This window comes from Nocardia amikacinitolerans, assembly GCF_900215415.1.
In the GTDB taxonomy this organism is placed as follows: Bacteria; Actinomycetota; Actinomycetes; order Mycobacteriales; family Mycobacteriaceae; genus Nocardia; species Nocardia amikacinitolerans.
In genome coordinates this window covers 618,099-643,944 of sequence record NZ_OBEG01000005.1, presented here as the reverse complement: position 1 = coordinate 643,944, position 25,846 = coordinate 618,099, and the positions used below count along the sequence as shown (strand labels likewise).

Annotated in this window: 20 protein-coding genes; 8 read left to right on the top strand and 12 right to left on the bottom strand. The window is 69.6% G+C overall.

Annotated features, from left to right (window positions below; genetic code table 11):
- The first annotated feature begins 51 nt into the window (after window positions 1-51).
- Window positions 52-876: a DUF6159 family protein gene (locus CRP45_RS24510; protein WP_143861535.1), complete on the top strand. Its 825-nt coding sequence runs from the start codon at window positions 52-54 to the stop codon at window positions 874-876.
- A gap of 57 nt (window positions 877-933) precedes the next feature.
- Here CRP45_RS24510 and CRP45_RS24505 read toward each other — a convergent pair whose 3' ends face one another.
- The 6 genes from CRP45_RS24505 to CRP45_RS24480 form a co-directional block, all read right to left on the bottom strand.
- Complete coding sequence (locus CRP45_RS24505; protein ID WP_097247150.1) at window positions 934-1,710, bottom strand: enoyl-CoA hydratase; 777 nt, start codon at window positions 1,708-1,710, stop codon at window positions 934-936.
- Window positions 1,707-2,627 (bottom strand): 3-hydroxyisobutyrate dehydrogenase, encoded by a 921-nt coding sequence (gene mmsB / locus CRP45_RS24500; RefSeq protein WP_067787617.1) that lies wholly within the window; start codon window positions 2,625-2,627, stop codon window positions 1,707-1,709. The genes CRP45_RS24505 and mmsB overlap by 4 nt, the downstream gene beginning before the upstream one ends.
- Window positions 2,628-2,650: 23 nt before the next feature.
- Window positions 2,651-3,712: an enoyl-CoA hydratase/isomerase family protein gene (locus CRP45_RS24495; protein WP_097247149.1), complete on the bottom strand. Its 1,062-nt coding sequence runs from the start codon at window positions 3,710-3,712 to the stop codon at window positions 2,651-2,653.
- A 73-nt stretch (window positions 3,713-3,785) separates the two neighbouring features.
- Complete coding sequence (locus CRP45_RS24490) at window positions 3,786-4,925, bottom strand: acyl-CoA dehydrogenase family protein (RefSeq protein ID WP_097247148.1); 1,140 nt, start codon at window positions 4,923-4,925, stop codon at window positions 3,786-3,788.
- A 5-nt stretch (window positions 4,926-4,930) separates the two neighbouring features.
- A complete protein-coding gene (locus tag CRP45_RS24485) occupies window positions 4,931-6,430 on the bottom strand; it encodes a CoA-acylating methylmalonate-semialdehyde dehydrogenase (protein ID WP_097247147.1) in 1,500 nt (499 codons plus the stop codon).
- 220 nt (window positions 6,431-6,650) lie between these two features.
- Complete coding sequence (locus CRP45_RS24480; RefSeq protein WP_097247146.1) at window positions 6,651-7,607, bottom strand: DUF2157 domain-containing protein; 957 nt, start codon at window positions 7,605-7,607, stop codon at window positions 6,651-6,653.
- A 208-nt stretch (window positions 7,608-7,815) separates the two neighbouring features.
- Between CRP45_RS24480 and icmF the strand changes: the two genes are divergently transcribed.
- From icmF to CRP45_RS24465, 3 genes are all read left to right on the top strand, one after another.
- Window positions 7,816-11,034 carry a fused isobutyryl-CoA mutase/GTPase IcmF gene (gene icmF, locus CRP45_RS24475; RefSeq protein WP_097247145.1) on the top strand — a complete coding sequence of 1,073 codons (3,219 nt, stop codon included), beginning with the start codon at window positions 7,816-7,818 and terminating at the stop codon, window positions 11,032-11,034.
- Window positions 11,035-11,263: 229 nt separating this feature from the next.
- Window positions 11,264-12,343, top strand: a complete 1,080-nt coding sequence (locus CRP45_RS24470; RefSeq protein WP_097247144.1) for an amidohydrolase family protein — start codon at window positions 11,264-11,266, stop codon at window positions 12,341-12,343.
- 133 nt (window positions 12,344-12,476) lie between these two features.
- Window positions 12,477-13,967, top strand: coding sequence for a flavin-containing monooxygenase (locus CRP45_RS24465; protein ID WP_097247143.1), 1,491 nt, complete (start codon window positions 12,477-12,479; stop codon window positions 13,965-13,967).
- A 48-nt stretch (window positions 13,968-14,015) separates the two neighbouring features.
- Here CRP45_RS24465 and CRP45_RS24460 read toward each other — a convergent pair whose 3' ends face one another.
- A complete protein-coding gene (locus tag CRP45_RS24460) occupies window positions 14,016-14,810 on the bottom strand; it encodes a helical backbone metal receptor (protein ID WP_253782488.1) in 795 nt (264 codons plus the stop codon).
- Entirely contained in the window at window positions 14,807-15,334 is a 528-nt protein-coding gene (locus tag CRP45_RS24455) for a TetR/AcrR family transcriptional regulator (RefSeq protein ID WP_179830996.1), read from the bottom strand. The genes CRP45_RS24460 and CRP45_RS24455 overlap by 4 nt, the downstream gene beginning before the upstream one ends.
- Window positions 15,335-15,396: 62 nt before the next feature.
- Here CRP45_RS24455 and CRP45_RS24450 point away from each other — a divergent pair, with 62 nt between their 5' ends.
- Window positions 15,397-15,873, top strand: coding sequence for an LIC_13387 family protein (locus CRP45_RS24450; RefSeq protein ID WP_097247141.1), 477 nt, complete (start codon window positions 15,397-15,399; stop codon window positions 15,871-15,873).
- A 767-nt stretch (window positions 15,874-16,640) separates the two neighbouring features.
- Here the strand turns inward: CRP45_RS24450 and CRP45_RS24445 are convergent.
- Together CRP45_RS24445 and CRP45_RS24440 are read right to left on the bottom strand one after the other, a co-directional pair.
- The gene (locus CRP45_RS24445) at window positions 16,641-17,405 is read right to left on the bottom strand and encodes an SWIM zinc finger family protein (protein ID WP_097247140.1); all 765 of its coding nucleotides are present in this window, start codon (window positions 17,403-17,405) and stop codon (window positions 16,641-16,643) included.
- Window positions 17,402-20,200 carry a DEAD/DEAH box helicase gene (locus tag CRP45_RS24440; RefSeq protein ID WP_097247139.1) on the bottom strand — a complete coding sequence of 933 codons (2,799 nt, stop codon included), beginning with the start codon at window positions 20,198-20,200 and terminating at the stop codon, window positions 17,402-17,404. Before CRP45_RS24440 ends, CRP45_RS24445 begins: the two co-directional genes overlap by 4 nt.
- 282 nt (window positions 20,201-20,482) lie before the next feature.
- On the opposite strand from CRP45_RS24440, the gene CRP45_RS24435 reads away from it, so the two are divergent.
- The gene (locus tag CRP45_RS24435; protein WP_067787642.1) at window positions 20,483-20,845 is read left to right on the top strand and encodes a hypothetical protein; all 363 of its coding nucleotides are present in this window, start codon (window positions 20,483-20,485) and stop codon (window positions 20,843-20,845) included.
- A 74-nt stretch (window positions 20,846-20,919) separates the two neighbouring features.
- Window positions 20,920-21,621 (top strand): HNH endonuclease family protein, encoded by a 702-nt coding sequence (locus tag CRP45_RS24430; RefSeq protein WP_425436962.1) that lies wholly within the window; start codon window positions 20,920-20,922, stop codon window positions 21,619-21,621.
- 675 nt (window positions 21,622-22,296) lie between these two features.
- Here CRP45_RS24430 and CRP45_RS24425 read toward each other — a convergent pair.
- Window positions 22,297-23,115 carry a sulfurtransferase gene (locus CRP45_RS24425; protein WP_097247137.1) on the bottom strand — a complete coding sequence of 273 codons (819 nt, stop codon included), beginning with the start codon at window positions 23,113-23,115 and terminating at the stop codon, window positions 22,297-22,299.
- Between the two features lie 175 nt (window positions 23,116-23,290).
- On the opposite strand from CRP45_RS24425, the gene CRP45_RS24420 reads away from it, so the two are divergent.
- A complete protein-coding gene (locus tag CRP45_RS24420; RefSeq protein ID WP_097247136.1) occupies window positions 23,291-24,514 on the top strand; it encodes a benzoate/H(+) symporter BenE family transporter in 1,224 nt (407 codons plus the stop codon).
- Here CRP45_RS24420 and CRP45_RS24415 read toward each other — a convergent pair.
- Complete coding sequence (locus tag CRP45_RS24415; protein WP_097247135.1) at window positions 24,501-25,832, bottom strand: dihydrolipoamide acetyltransferase family protein; 1,332 nt, start codon at window positions 25,830-25,832, stop codon at window positions 24,501-24,503. The genes CRP45_RS24420 and CRP45_RS24415 overlap by 14 nt on opposite strands.
- Between the last annotated feature and the right edge of the window lie 14 nt (window positions 25,833-25,846).

The following is a 25,846-nucleotide window of genomic DNA, read 5'->3' as shown; positions in this document are numbered from 1 at the left end:
TTGGCTACCATGGCGCGAGAACCACAAATGCACGACAACGGGGGTGTACCCATGGCATTCGCCGCGGCGAGAACCATGCTTTCGACCGGATTCGGCGTGCTGACCTCGCATCACGCCCTTCGCGCGTTTCCGGCGCGGTCGTCCGTCATCGCGGCGGTGGTGATGGGCGTGCCGATGCTGCTGGTCGGTGCGGACGTCACCGACGGAACCTCGGCGACACCGTGGTTGCTGGCGGGCGCCGCCTATCTGCTGACCATGGTCGTCACCACATTCGGCAATGCCGCGCTCATCGCGCAAACCGACATCGTGCTGCGCGGCGGATACCCCAGCGCGGCGGCGGGCAGACGGGCGGCGCGGGCTCGGTGGGCCGCGATCATACTGTGGGCGCTGGCTGCGGCGACCGTGCTGCCGGTGCTGCGGCTGGTCGAGCACGACTGGCGCGATATGCGCGCGATGCGCGGCCGCACCCGAACGGCGTGGGCGGACGTCGCCAACCTCGCGCTGCCGAAGATCGTCCTCGAACATCGCAATCCGATTGACGCACTGCGCGATTCACGAGCCGCCCTGGAGCGCGGGTGGGGCGCCGACGTGGCGAGCAGCGCGCGCCTCGGCATCGTCGGCTACATCCTGGTGCTCGTCGGAATAGTGCTGAGCGTGTCGGTCGGTGCGGCGTTGGGCGCGCAGGCACAGGCCGGGACCGGCCTGCCGTACGGTGCGGCGGTCGGCGGCTGGCTCGGTTTGTCCGTCTTCACCACCGCGCTGATCTTCGTTTCGGCCGCGACCGCGGTGTACCAGACCGCGCTCTACCGCTACTCGGTCGACGGACGCACGCCGCCCGCGTTCGCCGCGGATCTCACGCGCTCGTTCCAGCCGTGAAACAGCGACGGCTCGCGCGAACGCCACGGAAGGCGGACGCGCGAGCCGTCACCGAACTCAGCGGTTGGTGAACTTCGCCGGACGCTTCTCGACGAAGGCGGTCATGCCTTCCTTCTGGTCCTCGATCGCGAACAGCGAGTGGAACACGCGGCGCTCGAAGCGCAGGCCCTCGGCGAGTGTGGTCTCGAAGGAGCGGTTGACCGCCTCCTTCGCGATCATGGCGACCGGCAGCGACATCGCCGCGATGGTCTCGGCCACCTCGAGCGCGGTGTCGAGCAGCTCGGCAGCGGGCACGATGCGCGAGACGAGTCCGGCGCGCTCGGCCTCCTCGACATCCATATTGCGGCCGGTCAGCACCAGGTCCATGGCCTTGGCCTTGCCGATCGCCCTGGTCAGGCGCTGCGAGCCGCCGATGCCGGGGATGACGCCCAGCTTGATCTCCGGCTGCCCGAACTTGGCCGTGTCGGCGGCGATCAGGATGTCGCAGATCATCGCCAGCTCACAGCCGCCGCCGAGCGCGTAACCCGCGACCGCCGCGATGGTGGGCTTGCGGAAGTTCGCCAGCCGGTCCCACCGGGCGAAGAAATCGTCCATGAACATGTCCATGTACGACTTGGGCTGCATCTCCTTGATGTCGGCGCCTGCCGCGAAGGCCCGCTCCGAGCCGGTGATGACCACGGCGCCGATCGCGTCGTCGCGCTCGAGCTCGTCCAGCGCGGCGATCACGTCGTCGAGGACCTGCGCGTTCAAAGCGTTGAGCGCCTTCGGACGGTTCAGCGTGATCCAGCCGACCCGGCCCTTGCGCTCCAGCAGAATCGTCTCGAAGTCGCTCACTCGGTCACCTCTTGCTCGGATCGGTTACGGATATCCGTGACGATAGCCGAGAAGTCCTTGCCCCCGTCCGTCTGGTTGAACCGGGTGTAGATCTCCGCGGCGAGCGCGCCGAGCTGCCCGTCGATGCCGTTGGCGCGCAAGGCGTTCGCGGCGAGACCGAGGTCTTTCGTCATCAGCGCGGTGGCGAATCCCGGCTGGTAGTCGTTGTTCGCCGGGCTGGTCGGGACCGGGCCGGGGACCGGGCAGTAGCTGGTCAGCGCCCAGCTCTGGCCCGACGCGGTGGAGACGACGTCGAAGAACGACTGGTGGCTCAGGCCAAGCTTCTCGCCGAGCACCAGCGCCTCGGACAGACCGATCATCGAGATACCGAGCAGCATGTTGTTGCAGATCTTGGCGGCCTGGCCGACGCCCGCGTCGCCGCAGTGCACCACCTTGCCGCCCATCACCTCGAGCACCGGGAGCGCGTCCGCGAAATCGGCCGCCGCGCCGCCGACCATGAAGGTCAGGGTGCCCGCCGCCGCGCCCGCGACACCGCCCGAGACCGGTGCGTCGAGCGCGCGGTGCCCGGCCGCGACGGTCCGCGCGGCGGCCTCCTTGGCGTCGGCGACGTCGATGGTGGAGCAGTCGATGAACAGGGTGCCGGGGTTCGCGGCGGGCAGCAGGTCGGCGTAGACGTCGAGCACCAGCTTGCCGTTGGGCAGCATGGTGATCACCACGTCGCGGTCCGTGGCGGCCGCGACGGCCGTCTCCACCACGGTCGCGCCGTCCTTGCGGGCCTGCTCTTGGGCCGCGGGCACCGGGTCGAACGCGAGCACGTCATAGCCCGCCCGGACGAGGTTGGCCGCCATGGGCGCGCCCATGTGACCGAGGCCGAGAAAGCCGATTTGCCCACCCGTCGCCCGGCCGCCACCCCTCATCGAATCGCTACGCGATGCTGTGCTCACTGCTGCGCCTCCGGTGTCGCCAAACCCAGTTCCTTGTCGCCCAATTCGGCGAAATACGCCGCCACCTGTTCGTCGGTGACCTCGGCGAGGGTCGCCGGTCGCCACTGCGGGTTGCGGTCCTTGTCGATCACCTGCGCGCGGATGCCCTCGACCAGATCGTGCGATCCGAGCGAGGCGATGGAGACCCGGTACTCCTCGTTCAGCACCGCGTCCAGGCTCGGCAGGTCGCGCGCCGCGCGCAACGAGCGCAGCGTGACCTTCAGCGCGACAGGCGATTTGGCGAGCAGATCGGACGCCGCCTTGCTCGCCTCTGGCGCGTCGTGAGCTTGCAGCCGCGCCACGATCTCCTCGACGGTGTCCGCGCTGTAGCAGGCGTCGATCCAGTCCCGCTGCCCGAGCAGTTCGGATTCCGGTGCTGGCTCGGCGAACTCGGCGATGGCGGCGTCGGCTGTCGCGGTGCGCAGGGCGTCGAGCAGCGCCGGGATGCGGTCCGAAGGCACGTAGTAGTCGGCGAATCCGGCCGCGATGGCGTCGCCCGCGCCCATCCGCGCGGTGGTCAACGCGACGTGCGTCCCGATCTCGCCCGGCGTGCGGGCGAGCAGGTAGGTGCCACCGACATCGGGGATGAAGCCGATGCCCACTTCGGGCATGCCGACCTTGGACCGCTCGGTGACGATGCGGTGGCTGCCGTGGCCGGAAAGTCCGACGCCGCCGCCCATCACGATGCCGTCCATGATCACCACGTACGGCTTCGAGTAGCGACCGATCAGCGCGTTGAGGATGTACTCGTCGCGCCAGAACACACCGGTCGGCGAATCCGCGCCCGCGTCACCACTTCTCGCGTCGGCGTGGATCGCGACGATGTCGCCGCCCGCGCACAGCCCGCGCTCCCCCGCGCCGGTGACCACGACGGTGCGCACCTCGTCATCCTCGGCCCACGCGCGCAAAGCATCGGTGATGGCCAGCGCCATCGGGTGATTCAGCGCGTTGATGGCCTTGGGCCGGTTCAGCGTGATCAGCCCGAGGCCGTCCCGCTTCTCGATGACTACTTCGCTCATGCCTGCGCCTCGCTGACGCTCGGCTCCGGCATGCGCGAGGCACGCCGGCACATGATTCGCTCACTTCGTTCGCTCATGCTGCTCCTATGACCGAGCGGGCGACGACCACCCGCATGATTTCGTTGGTGCCCTCGAGGATCTGGTGGACGCGCAGATCCCTGACGATCTTCTCCAGGCCGTATTCGTGCAGATAGCCGTAGCCGCCGTGCAATTGGAGGGCCTTGTTGGCCACCTCGAAGCCGACATCGGTGGCGAATCGCTTTGCCATCGCGCACAGTTCGACCTTGTCGGGCGCGTCCGCGTCGAGGGCGGCGGCCGCGCGCCACAGCAGCGTCCGCGCGGCCTCCAATTCGGTACGCATATCGGCCAGTTCGAATTGCAGCGCCTGGTTCTTGTTGAGCGGCTTGCCGAAGGCTTGGCGGTCGGCGAGATACGGCACCGCCTTGTCCAGCGCCGCCTGCCCACCGCCGACCGAGCACGCCGCGATGTTCAGCCGCCCGCCGTTGAGCCCGTTCATCGCGATGCGGAAGCCATCGCCCTCCGCGCCGAGCCGGTTGGCGACCGGGACGCGGGCGTCTTCCAATACGACCTGGCGGGTCGGCTGAGCGTTCCAGCCCATCTTCCGCTCGTTCGGCCCGACCGAGAGGCCAGGGGTGTCTGCGGGCACGATCAGCGCCGAAATGCCGCGCGCCCCTTCGTCACCCGTGCGGACCATCAGCACGTAGACGTCGTTGGCGCCCGCGCCGGAGATGAACTGCTTCGCGCCGTTGAGGATGTAGTCGTCACCGTCGCGAACGGCCTTGGTACTCAACGCCGCCGCGTCGGAACCGACGCCGGGTTCGGTCAGCGCGTAGCTGCCGAGCAACTCCATCGAAGTGAGCCCCGGCAGCCAGCGTTGACGCTGCTCCTCCGTGCCGTAGGCATCGATCATCCAGGCGGCCATGTTGTGGATGGAGATGTAGGCCGCCACCGCCGGGCATCCGGTGGCCAGCTGCTCGAAGATGCGCACGGCGTCGAGTCTGCGCAGCCCCGAGCCGCCCACGTCCTCGCGGACGTAGATGCCGCCGAGACCGAGCGGGCCCGCCTTGCGCAGCACGTCCACCGGAAAGTGTTTCTGCTCGTCCCATTCCAGCGCGTTGGGCGCGAGGAATTCGTCGGCGAACTGACGCGCGGTCTCGCCGATCGCGCGCTCGTCCTCGTTCAAGGTGAACATCCGGCTCAGTCCATCGTCGGGATGACGAACGCGTTGGACTCCTTCAGACCGGAGGGCCAGCGCTGGGTCACCGTCTTGGTCTTGGTGTAGAAGCGGATCGAGTCCGGGCCGTGCTGGTTCAGATCACCGAAGCCGGAGCGCTTCCAGCCGCCGAAGGTGTAGTACGCGATCGGCACCGGGATCGGCACGTTGATGCCGACCATGCCGACCTCCACCCGGGACGCGAAGTCGCGGGCGGTGTCGCCGTCGCGGGTGAAGATGGCAACGCCGTTGCCGTACTCGTGCTCGTTGGCCAGGCGCAGGCCCTCCTCGTAGTCCTTGGCGCGCACGACGCTGACCACCGGACCGAAGATCTCCTCCTTGTAGATCCGCATGTCGGCGGTGACCTTGTCGAACAGGGTCGCGCCGACGAAGTAGCCGTCCTCGCCGCCCTCGACGGTCAGGCCGCGACCGTCCACGACCAGCTCGGCCCCCTCATCGATGCCGATCTGGACGTAGTTGTTCACCCGGTCCACGCCGTCCTTGCCGACCAGCGGGCCGAAGTCGGCGCCCGGATCGTCCGAGCGGCCGATGTTGAGCTTGTGCACGCGCTCGGTCAGCTTGGCGACCAGGCGGTTCGCGGTCTCCTCGCCGACCGGCACGGCCACCGAGATGGCCATGCAGCGCTCGCCCGCCGAACCGTAGCCCGCGCCGATCAGCTGGTCGGCGACGTCGTCGAGATCGGCGTCCGGCATCACGATCGCGTGGTTCTTGGCGCCGCCGAAGCACTGGGCGCGCTTGCCGTTCGCGGTCGCGGTCTCGTAGATGTACTGCGCGATCGGGGTGGAGCCGACGAAGCCGACGGCCTTGATCCGCGGATCGTGCAGCAGGGTGTCGACGGCTTCCTTGTCGCCGTTGACCACGTTGAACACGCCCGCGGGCAGACCCGCCTCCAGGAACAGCTCGGCCAACCGCAGCGGCACCGAGGGATCGCGCTCGGACGGCTTGAGCACGAACGCGTTACCGCACGCGAGGGCCGGGCCCGCCTTCCACAGCGGGATCATGGCCGGGAAGTTGAACGGGGTGATGCCCGCGACGACGCCGAGCGGCTGGCGCATGGAGTAGACGTCGATGCCGGTGCCCGCGCTCTCGGTGTACTCGCCCTTGAGCAGGTGCGGGATGCCGGTGGCGAACTCGATGACCTCGAGTCCGCGCTGAATGTCGCCCTTGGCGTCGGCGATGGTCTTGCCGTGCTCGGCCGACAGCAGCGCCGCGAGGCTGTCCATCTCGTCCTGCACCAGGGTCAGGAACTTCATCAGGACCCTTGCCCGCTTCTGCGGATTGAACGCCGCCCACTCCGGCTGGGCCGCCGCCGCGTTCGCGATGACCGCCTCGACCTCGGACTTGCTCGCCAGCGGCACCCGCGCCTGCACCTGACCGATGTTCGGGTCGAAGACGTCGCCGAAGTTGCCGGAGGTGCCCGGGACGTGCTGCCCGCCGATGAAATGAGTGAGTTCGCGAACCATGCCAGTCCTTGTCTGTCGTCGTCGACGCGCGAAGGCGCGATCAGCGGTCATCCTATAGTTGGATGTCCAAGTAATGACCCGACGGTTGCCGAATGTGATTCATCCCACCCGTCCTGACGCGAGCCCGCACGTGACCTCACGCCCGATCGCCCCAGCAGCAGTCTCGGCCCGCGTCAGCAGGTGGGTCTGCGCCGAGGCCGGATCGCCTCGACCTGCGAACTCACCCGGACTTTCTCGGAGAACGCGTCAGGGCGATGGCACCTGCCGCCAGCAACACCGCGCCCACGATCAGCACGAACCCGGCCGCGCCGAGCCCGCCCGACAGCTCCGTCACCGCGTCGGCTATCGCGAGCGCGACCGCACCCGCGCCGCCGATCATCAGCACTGCGGATCGTCGCGTCGGGTACAACGCGAAGCACAGGAACGCGACGAGCGCGGTCAGCACGGCGGACCAGAGTTCGCGCCCGAAGTCGATCAAGTGCGCGCCGAGCAAGGCTATGGCGATCCCGAGCAGATACCCGGCCCATGCCTCGACGAATGCCCCCATCGCGGTCAGCAGCAGCCACGCCAGCCCGAGCGCGAAAAGGCCCAACCCGACCCAGAAGTCGTCGACGTCCAACAGTTCGCCGAGCACACCGACGACGACGGGAGCGCTGAACGCCGCGCACGCGAGCATGCCGACGACCGAGGGCAGCGCCAGATAACCGACCACCGAGACGACGAGTCCCGCGCTCAACGCGAGCACCCACGCCTCGTCGGAGCCCGAATCATCGATGCCCGAGCCGACCGCCCCGGTGACCGCGGCCGCCGACGACGCGAACAGCACGGCGGCGAGCCGGACACGCGCGGTCGGTGTCGGCGCTCGGAACAGCGCCGAACGGCCGGCCAGCGCCACACCGCCGAGCGCGAGCCCGATCGCCACGACAGCCAGAGCCGCCACCCGGCCGACCCGCGCCAGATCATCCCAGGCTGCGCCGATGAACAGCACAACACCGCCGAGCAGCAGACCCGCCCCGGCATACGCCGCCACCTCCGCGAGCAGCTTGCCACCCGACGGTCGAGCCGCGTCCTCCTCGGCGGCCACCGCCGCCAAGACGGCGTCGCGCTGTTCCGCACTCAACACACCGCCGTCGACCAGCCGCCGCAAGGCGGCCCCCACCCGTTGCTCGTACGACATCGGCTCAGTATGTCCGAGCCCATCCGCCAGCTGCTACGGCCGCGAACAAGCTCGCACACACTCTCCACACGCCGCACACAGGCACCGCCTGTGTGCGGCGTACGAAACCTCTGTGGTACGGCCGCGAATCCTGGCGGTGTGATCGCGGTCACCGTAGAATTACTTTGACGTCCTAGTATCGGACGTCAGGACTCGCCGGAGGACTCCCGTGGCCGACAGCAGCGCGCTCCACACGCCCACCCATCCCGTGCGTTTCGTGACGTCGGCCGCCCTGTTCGACGGGCACGACGCCGCGATCAACATCATGCGCCGCATCCTGCAATCCCAGGGCGCGGAGGTGATCCATCTCGGCCACAACCGCGCCGTGCACGAGGTGGTCGCCGCCGCGATCGAGGAGGACGTGCAGGGCGTCGCGGTCAGCTCCTATCAGGGCGGCCACATCGAGTACTTCGAATACCTCGCGGCCGCGCTGAAAGAGGCCGGGGCAGGCCACGTTCGGGTCTTCGGAGGTGGCGGCGGGGTGATCGTGGCCGAGGAGATCGAGCGGCTGGCCGCCGCGGGCGTGCGGATCTTCTCCCCCGAGGACGGTCAGCGGCTCGGCTTGCCCGGCATGATCAACGAATTGGTGCGGACCTGCGATGTCGATCTCGCCGAGGAGTTTCCCGCGACCGAGGCGGTGCTCGCGGGCGAGCGGCCCGCGCTGGCCCGCGCAATCACCTGCCTCCAGCAGGACACGCTGCCCACCGCCGCCCGCGAGGCGCTGCTCGCCGCAGCCGACGCGCGCGCCGTGCCGGTGCTCGGCATCACCGGTACCGGCGGATCTGGAAAGTCTTCGCTCACCGACGAATTGGTGCGTCGGCTGCGTTCGGACCAGCAGGACAAGCCGCGCGTCGCGATCCTCGCGGTCGACCCGACCCGACGCCGCGGCGGCGGCGCACTGCTCGGCGACCGGATCCGGATGAACGCGCTCGACGGCGCGCACCTGTTCTTCCGTTCGCTGGCCACCCGCGGCAATCACGAACTGCCGCGCAATATCGACACCATCATCGCGGCGTGCAAGGCGGCCGGGTACGACCTGGTCGTGTTGGAGACGCCGGGCATCGGCCAGGGCGACACGGCCATCGTCGACCACGTCGACGTGTCGATGTACGTCATGACGCCCGAGTTCGGCGCCGCCTCCCAGCTCGAGAAGATCGACATGCTCGATTACGCCGATGTGGTGGCGATCAACAAGTTCGAGCGCCGAGGCGCGGCCGACGCGGTGCGCGACGTGTCGCGCCAATTGCTGCGCAACCGTGAGGCGTTCGGCGCGCGCCCGGAGGACATGCCCGTCTTCGGAACCAGCGCGGCGACCTTCAACGACGACGGTGTGACCGCGCTCTACCAGCATCTGACCGGCCTGCTGAGCGAACACGGCCTGCGGCTCGAGCCCGGCACGCTGCCTCGGGTGGACACCAAGGTCTCCACCCGCTTCGCGCAGCTCATTCCGCCCGCCAGGGTGCGGTATCTGGCCGAGATCGCCGAGGCGGTGCGCGGATACCACGCCGAGACAGCCCGGCAGGTCGCTGCGGCGCAGCGCGTCCAGCGGCTCGAGCAAGTGCTCGCCGAACTGCCCGGGGACAGCGCGGTCGCCGACCTGCTCGACACCGCCCGCGATGAACTGAGCGACCACAACGCCGCGCTGCTGGCCGAATGGCCTTCGGTGGCCGAGAGTTACCGCGGCGAGGAGCAGGTGGTGCGGGTGCGCGACCGCGAGCTGCACACGCCGCTGCGGCGGGAATCGTTGTCGGGCAGCAGCATCGCGCGCGTCGCTCTGCCTCGCTTCACCGATCACGGTGAGCTGCTGCGGTTTCTGCGGTCGGAGAACCTGCCGGGGCGCTTCCCGTTCACGGCGGGCGTGTTCGCGTTCAAGCGGGACAACGAGGATCCGGCGCGGATGTTCGCCGGCGAAGGCGATCCGTTCCGTACCAACCGGCGGTTCAAGGTGCTCTCCGAACATGCTGAGGCCAAGCGTCTTTCGACGGCCTTCGACTCGGTGACGCTCTACGGCCGCGATCCCGACGAGCGACCCGACATCTACGGCAAGGTCGGCACGTCGGGCGTCTCCATCGCCTCGCTCGACGACATGAAGGCGCTCTACGACGGCTTCGACCTGACCGCGCCGACCACCTCGGTCTCCATGACGATCAACGGCCCGGCTCCGACCATCCTCGCCTACTTCCTCAACACGGCCATCGATCAAGCGCTGGAACGCTTTTCGGCGAGCGCGGGCCGTGCACCGACGCCGGACGAGGCCGCCGACATCCGGGCGCGCACGCTGTCCACCGTGCGGGGGACCGTGCAGGCCGACATTCTCAAGGAGGATCAGGGCCAGAACACCTGCATCTTCTCCACCGAGTTCAGCCTGCGGATGATGGCCGACATCCAGGAATGGTTCGTGCGCAACAAGGTTCGCAACTTCTACTCGGTGTCCATCTCGGGCTATCACATCGCCGAGGCCGGCGCGAACCCGATCAGTCAGCTGGCCTTCACCCTCGCCAACGGATTCACCTACGTGGAGGCCTATCTGGCGCGCGGCATGGACATCGACGACTTCGCACCCAACCTGTCGTTCTTCTTCTCCAACGGCATGGACCCCGAGTATTCGGTGATCGGCCGGGTCGCGCGGCGCATCTGGGCGATCGCCATGCGCGACCGCTACGGCGCCAACGAGCGCTCGCAGAAGCTGAAGTACCACATCCAGACCTCGGGCCGTTCGCTGCACGCCCAGGAGATGAACTTCAACGACATTCGCACCACATTGCAGGCGCTGATCGCCGTCTACGACAACTGCAACAGCCTGCACACCAACGCCTACGACGAGGCGGTGACCACCCCGACCGAGGAATCGGTGCGCCGCGCGCTGGCCATCCAGCTGATCATCAACCGCGAGTGGGGGCTTGCGATGAACGAGAACCCGATGCAGGGCAGCTTCATCGTCGACGAGCTCACCGATCTGGTCGAGGAGGCGGTGCTCAGCGAGTTCGAGCGGATCAGCGAGCGCGGCGGCGTGCTCGGCGCCATGGAGACCGGCTACCAGCGCGGCAAGATCCAGGACGAATCCATGCTCTACGAGCGGCGCAAGCACGACGGGTCGCTGCCGATCATCGGGGTCAACGCGTTCCGCAACCCCAACGGCGAGCAGCACCGGGTGATGGAACTGGCCCGCGCCACCGAAGCGGAGAAGAAGTCCCAGCTCGACCGGGTGCGCGAGTTCCAGCAGCGCCACCGCGACGCGGCGCACGCGGCGCTGGCCCGCCTGGACGCGGTGGCCCGCACCGACGAGAACATCTTCGAGGTGCTGATGGACGCCGCGCGGGTCTGCACGCTGGAGCAGATCACCGACGCCTTCTTCACCGTCGGCGGGCAGTACCGCCGAAATGTGTGAGGAGCGAAGGCGGAGGTTCGCACAGGCGGCGCTGCCGGACGAAGTCCGTCGACAGACCGCGCATGGCCGGAGCGAAGGCGGAGTACGCACAGACGGCGCTGCCGGACGAAGTCCGTCGACAGACCGCGCATGGCCGGAGCGAAGGCGGAGGTTCGCATTTCCCGCAGGCCCGGCACCGGGCGTGTGACAATCGCCGGGCCGGGAAATCCGCCACGACAGGAGGGACACGATGGACCTCGCCGGTCTACGCGTGATCGACGCCCACATCCACCAGTGGGATCCGTTGACCACGCCGCGCGATTTCAGCAATCTCGCCCGGCTGTTCAAATACCTGCCGGTGCCGATCGATCTGGCCAGCCGGTTGGCTCCGCGACGTGACCGCGAATTCGTCGGCGACCCAACGCCATACGTGCATCCCTACCTGCCCGCCGACTACCGGACCGACACCGCGGGCGTTCCGGTCGAATCGATCGTGCACATCGAGGTGGAATGGACCGGGACGGGTCCGACCGCGAAGGCCGACGAGACCCGCTGGGTCGCCAGCCTGCCCTTCGGCGTCGACACCCCGCGCCTCGGCGCCGTCATCGGATCGGCCGACCCGGCCGCCGACGGCTTCGCGGCCCTGCTCGACGCGCACCAGACCGCGTCGCCGCTGTTCCGCGGCATCCGCACGATGGTCGCGCACCACCCCGACACCGCCATCCGCTCCTTCACCGGCGCCGCGGGCGCGCTCACCACGAGCCGTTTCCTGGACGGGTTCGCCGAGCTCGCCGCACGCGGACTGTCCTTCGAGGCGTGGGTGTACTCGCACCAGCTGCCCGAAGTGACCGCGCTGGCCGAGCGCTATCCCGAGGTCACCATCGTGCTCAACCACCTCGGTACGCCGGCGGGGCTGTTCGGCAAGGTCGGCAAGCGCACCGGGGCCAACCCGGGGGAACGCAGGAAGCTGCTGCTGGCCTGGCGCGACGATCTGAGCGCGCTGGCCGCGAGGACCAACGTGGTCGCGAAGGTCAGCGGGTTGATGATGCCGATCCTCGGCCACCCGGTGCCGCCGCGCGGCAGCGCGACGCCGGTGCCGACGCTAGTCGAGCGGATCGGTCCGCTTGTCACGCACGCGATGGACGTCTTCGGGCCCGACCGCCTGCTGTGGGGCTCGAACTTCCCGGTGGACAAGCCCATCACCAGCATCGATCACAGCGCCCGCGCCATCGCCGAGATCGTGACCGGCCACGGCGGCGGCCCCGCCGACCTGGCCCAGATCTTCCGCGGCACCGCGGAACGCGTCTACCGCGTCGAGGCTCCCGAATAAGTTCGCGGGCCGCGGGCCCGTTGACAAAGATGGCGGGCGCGCGCCTAATGAGGTGGCAGGTGCGGACAATGATGTCGCCCGACATCACATGGGTTCGTACGACGGCGGCCGGACTCATGGAGCGAGCGGTGCGATGAACGAGACGACCATCGACCACGAAGTGATCATCGTCGGAGCCGGGTTCTCCGGCATCGGCGCTGCGATCAAGTTGCGCGAGGCTGGATTCGAGGACTTCCTCATCGTCGACGACGCGGACGGGGTCGGCGGCACTTGGCACTGGAACACCTATCCCGGTGTGGCCGTGGACATTCCGTCGTTCAGTTATCAGTTCTCGTTCGATCAGCGGGCGGACTGGAGCCGGGTCTACGCGCCGGGTCGCGAGCTCAAGGCCTACGCCGAATCGTGCGTCGACAAGTACGAATTGCGCCCGCGCATCCGCTTCGGCACCACCATCACCGCCGCGGAATTCGATGAAGAGCGGCATCTTTGGCGGCTGCGTACCGATTCCGGAGAGGAGTTGCGCGCCCGCTACGTGATCAGCGCGACCGGTGTGCTGACCCGGCCGAAGATGCCGGAGATCCCGGGCGTCGGCGATTTCCGCGGCGTCACCATGCATACCTCGCGCTGGGACCACGGGCAGAGCCTGCGCGGCAAGCGGGTCGCGATCATCGGCACCGGAGCTTCCGCGGTGCAGGTCATCCCGGAGATCGCGCCCGAGGTGTCGCACCTCGTCGTCTTCCAGCGCACGCCTATCTGGTGCCTGCCGCGGCCGGACCTGCCGCTGCCCGCGCCGCTGCGGATGGCGCTGCGACTGCCCGGCGGGCGGTCGCTGACCAGGATGATCAGCCAGACCTACGTCGAGCTGACCTTCCCGATCGCCGCGCACTACTACCGCTCGCTGCCGACCGCGGCGATGGCCGAGCGCGCCGGGCTCGCGCACCTGCGCCGCCAGGTCCACGACCCGGTGATCCGCGAAAAGCTCACGCCCCGTTACGCACTCGGCTGCAAGCGCCCCAGCTTCTCCAACGACTACCTGGCCGCCTTCAACCGCGACAGCGTGCTGCTGGAGACCGATCCGATCCGGGAGATCACCGCGACCGGCGTGCGGACCGACGCGACCGAGCATCGGGCGGACGTGCTGATCCTGGCGACCGGATTCAAGGTGATGGAGTCGGGCAACATGCCGACCTACGATCTGCGCGGCGTCGGCGGCCGTGACCTGGAGAAGTGGTGGGACGAGCACCGGCTCCAGGCCTACGAGGGCGTCAGCGTCCCCGGCTTCCCGAACTTCTTCTCGGTGATCGGGCCGTACGGCTACAACGGTTCGTCGTATTTCGCGCTGATCGAGAACCAGGTCCGCCACATCCTGCGCTGTCTGCGGCATGCCCGCGCGACCGGCTCGACCCTGGTCGAGGTCACCGAGGAAGCCAACGACCGCTTCTTCCGGGAGATGCTGTCCCGGCGCGGCGGGCAGGTGTTCTGGCAGGAGTCGTGTTCGGTGGCCAACAGCTACTACTTCGACAAGCACGGTGATGTGCCGCTGCGGCCGTCCACCACGGTGGAGGCGGCCTGGCGCAGTGGGCACTTCGATCTGACGGATTACCGGTTCGCCTCGGCGTCCTGAAAGACACAGGACGTCTCCAGCCCGCGCATGGCCGGAGCGAAGGACACACTAGGCGCGGGCGGTCGCGGCGGCGATCTGCTGGGTCAGAGTTTCGCGGGCGGTGACCAGCGAGGGCCCGTACCAGGTGAGGCTGCGGCCCTCGACCAGCGCGACCGGAATTCCTGGAAAGGCTTCGGGCCCATCGGTTTCGGTGAAGACGTACGGCTCGTCGGGCAGGATAGCGAGTTCGACGCCGCGGGTGAGTTCCTCTTCCGTGACGCGCGGGTAGCGCTCGGGGCGGTCGGCGTGGACGAGTCGCAAGCCGAGGCGGTGTGCCAGGTCACCGGTGAAAGTGTCGCGGCCGACGACCATCCAGGGCTTGCGCCAGACCGGGATCACCGCCGCCCGATCGGGCTCCGGAGGCGGTGCGGCCCAGATCTTCTCGGCTTCGGTCAACCAGTTCGGCACGGGGACGCCGAGCGCTTCGGCGAAAAGCCGGGCGAGCGAAGGGAACGCGTCGTCCAAGTTTTCGATTCTCGTGACCCACACCGGGATACCCGCCTCGCGCATCCGCTCGACGTCCCTGCGGCGATTCTCCTCCTGGTTGCACAGCACCAGATCCGGTGCCAGCTCGATGATCCGGCGGACATTCGGGTTCTTGGTGCCGCGTACCCGTTCGACTGCGAGGTCGGCCGGGTGGGTGCACCACTGTGTCGCCGCGATCAGCAGCTCGGGGCAGGTGACCGCGATCGACTCGGTGATCGACGGCACCAGGGACACGACGCGCCGGACCGGGCGGACGATCGTCACCTCGCCACCCAGATCATCTGTCAGCGAGATCTTTTGGGGCGGAACGACATTCATGACAAGATCCGGTCGCACAGGACGCGCAGCCGCTCGGGCGGCACCTCGGGCAGCGTGTTGCCCGCGCCGAGCACCAGCAGGTAGAGGATCTGCGCGGTCTGCTCGGCGGCGGGTTCGGGGTAGCCGATCTCGCCGAGGAGTTCGCGCAAGAACGCCAGCCTCGCCGCGTCGACGCGCTGCTTGGCCGCGGCCGCGATGGGATCGTCCAGCGCCCAGGCACGGACCGCGACCTCCAGTCGAGCTGGTGCGCCGTCGGCGAGCACCAGGTCGATCAGCAGATCGAGCTTGGCGCGCGGGTCCAGGTCCTCGGCGGCCTGCACCTCGCGGATGTAGCGCAGCGTCTGCACCTCCTCGAAGTGCGCGAGCAGCGCCTTCTTGTAGCCGGGCATGCCCTGGAAGTGGTGATAGAAGGACCCGGTGCTGAGCCCGGTCGACGCGACCAGCTTGTCGATGGTCAGCGCCGTCGGTCCCGCCGCGCCGAGGATCGTCAGCCCGGATGCCAGCCATGAGGTCTTGCCCGCCACATCGACCAGCCTATAACATAAATTTTGTTCTGTTCTGAGAGAACTCGCTTTCGGAGGTCGCGATGACCGCGATGACCGCCCAGCCCAGTGCCACCACCGCCCGCTGGCCTTTGCTGACCCACTACGCGGGCGGCACGTTCCTCGGCCTGATCGGCTTCGGCCACCTGCTCGCGCTGCACGTCTTCAACGGGGCCGACGTCGCGGGCGAGGAAGTGATCAACGAACTGTCCAGAAACACCACGACCGCGCTGTTCGAGGGCGGAATGGAAGTGACGGCCTTCGGGCTCAACACCGGCTACAGCGTGGCCCTGGGAATGTTCGGGCTGCTCTTTCCGCTGCTCGCGGTCGTCGCGGTGCGGGCGGCGCCTTGGTTGATCGCGCGCTGGTCGCCGTTCAACTGGCTCTGCGCGGTCACGGCAGGCGGCACCTTCTGGATCTCCTGCCTGTACTTCCCCGAGACCGTCGTCGCGTTCGCCGGGTTGTCCGCGCTCTGCTATGCGGCCGTGCTGGTGGGCGGGCCGCGCAGGTCGGCGAGGTAAAGCAGGTCGGCACGGCGCGCGAATCGGCACGGCCCACCGGATAAGCCGGGCGGCTCGGGTGAGCATCGCCCGCGTCAGGGGCGCTGTCCATGCTCTGCTGCTCGGCCATGCTGGTGGGTCGGCCGCACAGGACGTGCGACCTAGCGCAGGTCTGCACGACGACGTCGGTCAGCATGTCCCACAAGGGGCACAGTCCGCGTAGGTCGGCGTGGCCCACGAATCGGCTCCTGGAGCATCCGCGCGGTTTACGCAGGTCGGGGGCCACCGCAGCGTCAGCGGCCCATGCGGGCGCGCGGAGTCCAAGGCAGCGCAGGTTCGGCACACGGGCAGTGGATGGACAGCGCTCCGGCGTTACTTCGCCTGCCCCGCGAGGGCAGACTTGGAAGTGGCACCCGGTACCGAGAAATCGGCCCCCAGCGCCCGGATGGGATCCGCCCGACGAAGTCCGGAGACGCGGGGCGCGACCTCGATGCCGGGTGCTGGCCGTTGTCGGCGCGAACGCCGCCGCCGTCCCAGCGCCCGCGGCCGCCTCCGAACCCGCAGCGGTACCAGCACCCCAGCGGCCCCGACCCCCGCAGCAGTCCCAGCGCTCGTATCCGCCTCGGCCCCACAGCCGCCCCAAGTGCTCGCGGCGGTCCCGGCCCCGCAGCAGCCCCAGCGCCGTAGCCGTCCTAACGCCCGCAACAGCCCCAGCGCCGCGGCCGTCCCAGCCGTCCTAACGCCCGCAACAGCGCCAGCGCCGCGGCCGTCCCAGCCCCCGGGCCGTCTCAGCCCCGCAGCAGCGCGTACAGCGCGCCGAGTTCGCGCAGACCTGCGGCCGCGGTCGTCTCGTCTTCCGCGCTCATGCGCAGGGCCTTGCGTAGCAGTACCGGGTCGAGATCGTCCATCGCGGAACGGAATTCGACCTTCGGCAGGTCTGGAAGCCGGGCCTCGTCGCCGTACAGGTCCTCCGTCGCGACCGGGCGCGGATCGCGCTCGATGCCGCGGATCAGGGTGTCGAGGTCAAGTCCGCGCAGGGTGAGGATCTCGCGGGGACGCTCGTCGAGGCGCTCGGCGAGCAGGTAGCAGACGGCCGCGACGTGTTTGCACGGCCAGCCGGGGTCCGGACAGGTGCAGTCGAAGTCCAGCTCGGCCGCCGTCGTCGGAAGCAGCAGCGGGCCGAGCGCGGTGGGCAGCGCGCCGGAGGCGATCTCGGCCAGCATGCCCGGTGAGCTGCGGATCGTCTCGATCAGCAGGTCGAGTTCGTCCTCGCGCAGCGCGCGGACCCGGAACGCCGCGGTGAACGGACGCGGCTGACTGCCCTGCACCTCCGCGACAACCGCGCCCGGTTCGATCCGATAGCTCACCACCTGGCCGGAGCGCGCGTAGCTGCGCCCGCGCGCCAGCCTGCCTGGCTGGGCCATCGCCTCGACCGCGTCGATCAGCGCCCGGCCCCACCAGGTGCGCCCGAATCCGCCGCGCCTGCTGCGCGCGGTCACGCCGCCCTCGACCGGCAGCCGCTTGCCGTACTTGCTGTAGTCCTCGAAACTCATTCGCCCACCGCCTCGGCGCCGAGGGTGAACAGGTCGCGCAGCTCGTCGGTGCTCAGCTCGGTGATCCAGTTCTCCCCCGCGCCGACGGCCAGGTCGGCCAGCCTGCGCTTGCCGTTGATCATCTCGTCGATCCGCTCCTCGATGGTGTCGACGCAGACGAGCTTGCGTACCTGCACCGCGCGCCGCTGACCGATGCGGAAGGCGCGGTCTGTCGCCTGGTTCTCCACCGCGGGATTCCACCAACGGTCCAGGTGCACCACGTGATTGGCGGCCGTCAGGTTCAGCCCGGTGCCACCGGCCTTGAGCGACAGCAACATCAGCGGCGGACCGTCCTCGGCCTGGAACCCGGTCACCATGGCGTCGCGGCGGCGTTTGGGCACGCCGCCGTGCAGGAACGGGATCGGGGCGCCGAAGCGCTCGGCGAGGAACGGCGCGACGAGCTCGCCGAACTCGCGAAACTGGGTGAACAGCAACGCCTTCTCGCCGTCGGCGAGCACCGCGTCCACCACGTCCTCCACCAGGGCCAGCTTGCCGGAACGGTGCTTGCCACGGGCCAGTACGCCGGAGCCGTCGCCGAGGAAGTGCGCGGGATGGTTGCACACCTGCTTGAGGCGGGTCAGCGCGCCGAGCACGGCGCCCTTGCGCGCCATGCCTTTCGCACTCTTGATCTTTTCCATCATGTCGTCGACCACCGCCTGGTACAGCGCGGCCTGTTCGACGGTCAGATTCGCCCGCACCGTCATCTCCAGCTTCTCCGGCAGGTCGCTGATGACGGACGGATCGGTCTTCACCCGGCGCAGCACGAACGGCTGGGTGACGAAGCGCAGCCGCGAGATCGCGTTCTGGTCGTTCTCCCGCTCGATCGGCACCGCGAACCGCGCGCGGAAGGTCTGCGGGCTGCCGAGCAGTTTCGGCATCGCGAAATCCAGCAGCGAACGCAGCTCCTCGAGCCGGTTCTCGACAGGAGTTCCGGTGAGGGCCAAGCGATGTCGCGCCTTCAGCGAGCGGGCCGCACGGGCCTGGCGGGTCGCGGCGTTCTTGATGTGCTGGGCCTCGTCGAGCACGACGCGTTCCCAGTCCTGCCTGCCGAGCGCCTCGACATCCCTGGCCAGCAGCGAGTAGGTCGTGAGCACGAGGTCCGCTTCGGCGATCGCCGCGTCCAGGTCCTCGCCGCCTCGTCTCCCGGCGCCGTGATGGACCAGCACGCGCAGGTCGGGCGCGAACCGCTCGGCCTCGCGCTGCCAGTTGCCGACCACCGACATCGGGCACACCAGCAGCGTCGGGCCGGGGTTGCCGGACTGTTCCCGTTCGTGCACGAGCAGCGCGAGCACCTGGATCGTCTTGCCGAGGCCCATGTCGTCGGCAAGGATTGCGCCGCAACCCATTCGGCTCATCGTGACCAGCCAGGACAGGCCACGCAGCTGGTAGGGACGCAGCTCCGCCTTGAGACCGTTCGGCGCGGGCACCGGCTCCGCGTCGTGCTGCCGGTCGAACAGGTCGGCCGCCCATCCGGTGGCGGTGACCTCGGTGATCGGCACCTGATCGACGCGGCCGCTCGCGAGTTCCCCGATCATGTCGGCGAAGGTGATCGGCGAATCGTCGCTGTGCGCGGCGACGTAGCGGGCCGCGGCGGCGAGCACCTTGTGATCGGCCTGCACCCATTCGCCACGCAACTGGACGAGATCGGATTTGGCGCGGACGAGGCGCTCCATCTCGGCCGTGGTCAGCACGGTGTCGCCGAGCGCCAATTCCCAACGGTAACGGACCAATCCGCGCATGCCGACGGTGCTCTCCGCCGCGGGGACCCCGCTCTCCACGCGCAACCGCATGGACGGGGCGGAGATGCTCCAGGCGCGCGGCAGCAGCAACCGGACGCCCGCCGCCTGCAACGCGTGCGCGCCGTGCGCGACGAGATCGGCGACCACCTCGGTGGGCAGCAACAGGTCCATGGTGCGCGGATCGGTCGGCAGGTCGCGAAGGCGCGGATAGGCGCGCTGCGCCTCGCCCAGCTTGTCGATCGCGGTGCGGATCAGGCTCGGGTCGCCGTGCAGTGGAATCGGCGACGGCGCCTCGCCCTCGGTGCGCAGGCAGACCTCGAGCCGCCACAGCGCAACCGACTCGTCGGCGACGCCCAGTTCGCCGTCCGGCTCGAGCAGGCGAAGCACCAGTTCCGGCTCGTCAACGGTGAGACTGGCCCGCCAGCGTTCCAGCACCTCGGCGAGCTGATGGCTGCCGCTGTCGAGCGGGCTGTCGCCGACCAGCGCGGCGAGCAGCGGGTGCGACGGCGGCGGGCCGCCCATCAGCCGCCTGGCGATCGGGTCGGTCAGTTCGCCGACCAGGTCTTCCAGTACCGCGGCGGGGCGTCCGGCCGCGTGCAGTGCGGCCGGTGCGGCCACCGTGAGCTCGGCGAGCCAGGCGCGCTGGGCCGCGCCGCCGACCAGTCGCCAGCGCACCCACCATTGGCCGTCGTCCCTGCGCAGTTCCGGGACGACCCGGCCGGCCCGCACCCAGCGTTCGACGCCGTGCGCGACATGGGCGAGAAAGCGCAGGTCGCCCGCGACGGCCGAAGCGGGCAGCGGCTGACGCAACGCCGCGGCGGCGGCCTCTGGCGCCAGCGCGTGCGCGCGGACCGTGGCGGGCTCGGCCGCGCCGGACGCGGGCACGAGAACCTCGGCCCGGTGCCGGAACCGCGATGCGCGCAGCAGGGCGCCCAGCGGGTCGGGCAGCGCGTCCGGCACCCCGTCGTCGGTCCACAGCAGCAGACCGGCCCCTGGCGACCACAGTCCGTGCAGCATCCGCCCATCAAATCAGGTGGGTCCGACACTTCGCCGCGGGGTTCGGTAGCCGCAGGTCGTCCATGCGAAGTTCGCGGTTCAGGGGCACTATGGACGGTACCGAGAGCATGCCGCGACCAACGGAGACGGCCCGGGTCGAGTGGTACCGGGTGACCGTCGACGCGTCCAAGAACCACGCCGGGATGTGCTGCTACCGCTGGGGCCGTTTTCGGCACATACTGGGATATTCGCTGGTCACGACTGAGAACCACAGCTGGGCGTCAACGAGCGGAGGGCAGCAGCATGACGATTCTGCTCCAGGTACTCGAGCAGAGCTTCACGCCTACTACGCATTGGGAACGGCGCAAGTACACCTTCGTCAACGCCGCCAAGATCGTCGGGATGCGTCTCGACGGCGAGTGCGGTGTGTGGCTGGACCTGTCACGGCCCGGGGAATCGCAGCACCTCGCGCACACCCCGGACCCGCATCAGGCGATCACGTTCCTCCTCACCACCTTCGCCAAGATCGCCGAGTGCGAGGAGCGCGGCGGCTCGTGGTTGATCGGGCACGACGGAGCGCACCACGAGTCCATCGCGGCCACCCGATACCCGCCGCGGGCCGCCGAGGTCGCCGACGACGATCTGCTCGCGCGCGCCTGGTTGTGAGCAAGCCTCGCCGCTGATCGGCGCCGCCCCGGCGAAACCCTCGAATGTCGGTGCCCCCGAGTACAACTGGCACCGTGCGCATCCGTGGTCGTTCGCTCGTGCCGCTTCTCGCGGTGCTGCTGCTCGTCGGCTGCGGCGGGTGGTCCGCCGGACCGGTCGCGCCCGCACCGGGTAGTCCGAGCCGAGCCCAACTCGAACAGTTGCTCGCCGAGGTGCGGGTGGTCGCCGAGCGGCCGCGACCCGGCGGTTACGAGCGCGGCTGCGGGAACGGACAGGGCTGCGTCTTCGGGCCCTCCTGGACCGACGACTACGACGGTCCGGGCGGGCACGACGGCTGCGACACCCGCAACAATGTGCTCGCCGCCCAGCTCACCGGCGTGCGTTTCCGCGCGGGCACGCGCGACTGCGTCGTGGTGTCGGGCACCCTCGACGACCCGTACACCGGGGAACGGAGCACGTTCCGCAAGGCCGACGCCCGCGCCGTGCAGATCGACCACGTCTATCCGCTCGCGGCCGCCTGGGACATGGGCGCGTTCGCCTGGCCGCCGCAGCACCGCGTGCGGTTCGCCAACGATGTCGAGACGAATCTGCTGGTCACCGCGGCGGGCGTCAACCAGGCCAAAAGCGACAGCACGCCCGCGGAATGGCTGCCGCCGTCGCGCGCGAACCACTGCTTCTACGCGGGCCGCTACCTCACCGTCGCGGTGCGCTACGACTTGCCGCTGACCGCGGCCGACAACGCCACGCTGCACGACATCGCCCGCACGTGCCCGTGAGCCCGCCCGGCGTCAGCCACAGTCGACACCGCCGTCAGTGCGCGGCGAACCCGCACGACCCCGAGCCCCAGCCACAGTCGATACCGCCGTCAATGCCGGCGAACCCGCACGACCCCGAACCCCGGCCACAGTCGACACCGCTTGCTTGTGCCCGTGAGCATGCGCGGCACCGAACCCCGCCGCTACAGCCGACACCGGACACACGCCCACGAACCCGCACGCCCCCGCCCCCGGCACTAGCGCCCCGCCCACAAAGGTTGGACAACCAACGCCGACCAGAGGCCACCATTGATCGCCCCACCGCACCGAAGGTCACCCCCGGTCGGCCCACCAGTGCACGCAGGTCGGGTGAATGAAGGTGACGTCCAGTCGGTCTGGCGGGATGGAGGTGGCCTTCGGTCGGTTGCCGCGCGGACCATTCTGGACGCACTCGGTCGACACCGCCTGCACGTGCTCGCGAACCGCGCGACCCGAGCCCCGGCCACGGTCGACATCGGACGCACGTGCCGGTGAGCATGCGCGGCACCGAACCCCGCCGCTACAGCCGACACCGGACGCACGTGCCCGTGAAGGTGAACCTGCACGCACCCAGACCCGGCGCGACGGACGTCGCACGCGAAGTGTCGCGCCCGTTCGGGGTCGGGTCGCCGTGTCCCGTGACCTTCCCGAGCTGTACTACGCGCCCGTGGCGACTGGTCGCTTGGGATCGTTCGACCACTGCGACCAGGAGCCCGGGTACAGCGCGGCCTCGACGCCCGCGACCGCGAGCGCGGCGACCTGGTGGGCGGCGGTGACACCGGAACCGCAGTACACCGCGACCGGGCCGGAGCCGAAACCGGCGAAGCGCTCGCGCAATTCGGCCGCGGCGCGGAAACGTCCGTCCGCGGCGAGGTTCTCCGCGGTCGGCGCGCTCACCGCGCCGGGGATGTGTCCGGCTTTCGGGTCGACCGGCTCGATCTCGCCGCGATACCGCTCGCCCGCGCGGGCGTCGAGCAGCACGCCCTTCCACTTGGCGACGGCGTCGGCGTCGACCACCGGCAGCTGGCCGGGCCGCAGTTCGACGTCGCCGGGTTCCGGATCGGGTTCGGCGCCCGCGGCGAGCTCGCCGCCCGCGTTCGTCCATGCGGGCAGGCCGCCGTCGAGGATGCGCACGTCGGCGATGCCCGCCCAGCGCAGCAGCCACCAGGCGCGAGCCGCGGCCATGCCGCCGGTCGCGTCGTAGACGACCACCGGGTCGCCGGTGCGGATCCCCCAGCTGCGCGCGCACTTCTCCAGCTGCGCGATATCGGGAAGAGGATGTCGCCCGCGGGCGGGTGAGGGCGGCGCGGCCAGCTCGGTCTCCATATCGACGAAGACCGCGCCGGGAATGTGCCCCTCCAGATAGTGCTGCGGCCCGTCCGGGTCGCCCAGCGCCCACCGCACATCGAGCAAGCGGACCCGCTTGTCCGCCAATGCTTCCCGAAGTTCCCCCACAGAGATCAGTACCGCGCTCAACCCAGCTCCTCGTCCAGTTTCTCTCGCGCGCCGACCCACTCACCTTAGTGGACACCGCAGGACGTAGTCCGTCGAAAACCGCGGATAGCCGCAACGAAGGCGGAGGTAGGAAGTCGGTCCAGTTTTCCGGCACTGGCCGGTGACACGCCGTCCGACCAGCGGCAGTATCCGGACAATGTCCAGAGTTTCCGCGCTTCCCGACCTCGATCCCGCGTCGCGGGACGCGCCCGCCGCCGGGCTCGCGCAGCCGCTCGGGGCGGGCGCGGTGACGGCGCTCGTCGGGTTCACCAGTTCGTTCGCGGTGGTGCTGAGCGGGTTGACCGCGGTCGGTGCCACCGCGGCTCAAGCCGCGTCCGGGCTCCTCGCGCTGTGCGTCACCCAGGGCATCGGGATCATCCTGCTCAGCTACCGCTACCGGATGCCGATCACGCTGGCTTGGTCGACGCCCGGCGCCGCGCTGCTCGCGGGCGCGGGCACGATCGCGGGCGGCTGGCAGGCCGCGCTCGGGGCGTTCGCACTCACCGGAGTGCTGATCGTGATCACGGGGCTGTGGCAGCGGCTGGGGAACCTGGTCGCCGCGATTCCGGTCGAGATCGCGCAGGCCATGCTGGCGGGCGTGCTGTTGCCGATGTGCCTCGCGCCGGTCGAGGCGGTGGCGACCAGCCCGGCGGTGGTGGTGCCGGTGATCGCGGTGTGGTTGGCCCTCCAGCGTTTCGCGCGGCGCTGGGCGGTGATCGCCGCGTTCGTCGTCGCCGCCATCGGCGCCGCGGTGAGCATTGTGGTCGAGCACCGCGAACTCGACCTCGCCGCCATGGCTCCGACGGTGGAACTGGCTCTGCCGCAGTGGAATTGGCAAGCGATGATCGGCATCGCGATCCCGCTCTACATCGTCACCATGGCCTCGCAGAACATTCCGGGCACCGCGGTGATGCGGTCGTTCGACTATCGGGTGCCGTGGCGCGCGGCGATGACCGTCACCGGTGTCGGCACCATCCTCGGCGCACCGGCGGGCGGTCACGCCATCAACCTCGCCGCGATCAGCGCCGCCCTGTCCGCCGCGCCCGCCGCCCACCCGGACCCCAAGCGCCGCTGGATCGCGGCCTGCACCGCGGGGGTCGCCTATTTGCTGCTCGCGCTCGGCTCCGCGGCGCTCGTCACCCTGGTGGCCGCCGCACCGGAGGGAACGTTGGAAACGGTGGCCGGGCTGGCGCTGCTTGCGACGCTCGCGGCGGCACTCGCGGGCGCTCTACGCTCCGACCAGCACCGGGAGGCGGGGGTGATCACCTTCGCGATCGCCGCGTCCGGCGTCGGTTTCCTCGGCATCGGTGCCGCCTTCTGGGCGTTGCTCGCCGGGCTGATCGTGCGCCGGTTGCTGGATACGCGGGCTACATCCGGCTGAGCAAGGTGAGCGGGTCTTCCAGGAAGCCCGCGGTGGTCGCGAGGAAGCGGGCGGCCAGTTCGCCGTCGATCATGCGATGGTCGAAACCAAGGCCGAGGGTGGTCACCCAGCGGACGGCGAGTTCGTCGCGAAAGACCCAGGGGCGCTTGCGGATCGAGCCGAGACACAGGATCGCGGCCTCGCCGGGATTGACCAGCGGAACACCGGTGTCGACGCCGAAGACGCCGACGTTGGTGACGGTGAAGGTGCCGCCGCGCAGGTCGGCCGGGGTCGCCGAGCCGGAGCGCGCGGTCTCGGCGAGCCAGCCGATCTCGCGGCACAGGTCGCGCAGGCTCAGCGATTGCGCCTCTTTGAGATTCGGCACGAGCAGGCCGCGCTCGGTGGCCACCGCGATGCCGAGATTCACGTAGTGCTTGGTGACGATCTGCTGATTCGCCTCGTCCCAGTAGGCGTTGACGCCCGGGAATTCCGCGATGGCGGCCAGTGTCGCCTTGGCGACCAGCGCCAGCGGCGTGAGCGTCAGTCCCGCAAAGGATTTGGTGGTGCGCAGGTGGTCGAGCAGTTCCATCGACGCGGTGCAGTCGATGGTGACGAAGACGCTGGCCTGCGGAATCGTCCGCGCGCTCGCCACCATGGCCGCCGCGGTGCGCTTGCGGATGCCGGTGATCGGCGCCCGCTCCTCGCGCACCGCCGGACGGATCACGCCGGCGTTCGGCTCGGTCACCGTCGGCGCGGGGCGGTTCGCGGGCGCGATGTCTGTTGTGGGAGCGGCGGTTCGGGGTTGCGAGACGGGCACGGCGCCGCGCACGTCGTCGACCGTCACCGCTCCGTCCGGGCCGGAACCCGCGACGAACCACAGATCGATGCCGAGTTCCTTGGCCAGTTTGCGGGCGGCGGGCGTTGCCGCGGCGCGTCCCTCCGGCGCTGGCCTGCGTCGCCTCGACTCGGCTTCGCCTTCCGGTCCGTAACCGACCAGCACCGACGCGCGGCCGTTGCCTTCCGAGGGTGGCGTCTCGTCGGCTGGGGTCGACGACGGGACCGGCCCCGGTCCGGCGGCGGGCGGCGACTCCACCCGCACCCGAATCAGCGGCGCGCCCACCGCGACCGTGTCCCCCGGCTGGGCGAGCAACTCCTCGACCCGTCCCACGAACGGCGAGGGCAACGCCACAACGGCCTTGGCGGTCTCGACCTCAGCGATCGTCTGATTCAGCTCGACGCTGTCGCCGACACCCACCGACCAGGACACCACTTCGGCCTCGGCGAGTCCCTCCCCGAGATCCGGGAGCCGGAATTCCAGAACGTGGCCGTCGTCTTCCACGGGGCGCCTCTCGG

Excerpts from the sequence above, each read along its gene's own strand:
- CRP45_RS24510 (WP_143861535.1), top strand. The coding sequence starts at position 52 with ATGGCATTCGCCGCGGCGAGAACCATGCTTTCGACCGGATTCGGCGTG.
- CRP45_RS24445 (WP_097247140.1), bottom strand. The coding sequence starts at position 17,405 with ATGAGTTTCGAGGACTACAGCAAGTACGGCAAGCGGCTGCCGGTCGAG.
- CRP45_RS24485 (WP_097247147.1), bottom strand. The coding sequence starts at position 6,430 with ATGGTTCGCGAACTCACTCATTTCATCGGCGGGCAGCACGTCCCGGGC.
- CRP45_RS24470 (WP_097247144.1), top strand. The coding sequence starts at position 11,264 with ATGGACCTCGCCGGTCTACGCGTGATCGACGCCCACATCCACCAGTGG.
- mmsB (WP_067787617.1), bottom strand. The coding sequence starts at position 2,627 with ATGAGGGGTGGCGGCCGGGCGACGGGTGGGCAAATCGGCTTTCTCGGC.
- CRP45_RS24440 (WP_097247139.1), bottom strand. The coding sequence starts at position 20,200 with ATGCTGCACGGACTGTGGTCGCCAGGGGCCGGTCTGCTGCTGTGGACC.
- CRP45_RS24435 (WP_067787642.1), top strand. The coding sequence starts at position 20,483 with ATGACGATTCTGCTCCAGGTACTCGAGCAGAGCTTCACGCCTACTACG.
- CRP45_RS24480 (WP_097247146.1), bottom strand. The coding sequence starts at position 7,607 with ATGTCGTACGAGCAACGGGTGGGGGCCGCCTTGCGGCGGCTGGTCGAC.
- CRP45_RS24495 (WP_097247149.1), bottom strand. The coding sequence starts at position 3,712 with ATGAGCGAAGTAGTCATCGAGAAGCGGGACGGCCTCGGGCTGATCACG.
- CRP45_RS24450 (WP_097247141.1), top strand. The coding sequence starts at position 15,397 with ATGACCGCGATGACCGCCCAGCCCAGTGCCACCACCGCCCGCTGGCCT.
- CRP45_RS24460 (WP_253782488.1), bottom strand. The coding sequence starts at position 14,810 with ATGAATGTCGTTCCGCCCCAAAAGATCTCGCTGACAGATGATCTGGGT.
- CRP45_RS24420 (WP_097247136.1), top strand. The coding sequence starts at position 23,291 with ATGTCCAGAGTTTCCGCGCTTCCCGACCTCGATCCCGCGTCGCGGGAC.
- CRP45_RS24465 (WP_097247143.1), top strand. The coding sequence starts at position 12,477 with ATGAACGAGACGACCATCGACCACGAAGTGATCATCGTCGGAGCCGGG.
- CRP45_RS24490 (WP_097247148.1), bottom strand. The coding sequence starts at position 4,925 with ATGTTCACCTTGAACGAGGACGAGCGCGCGATCGGCGAGACCGCGCGT.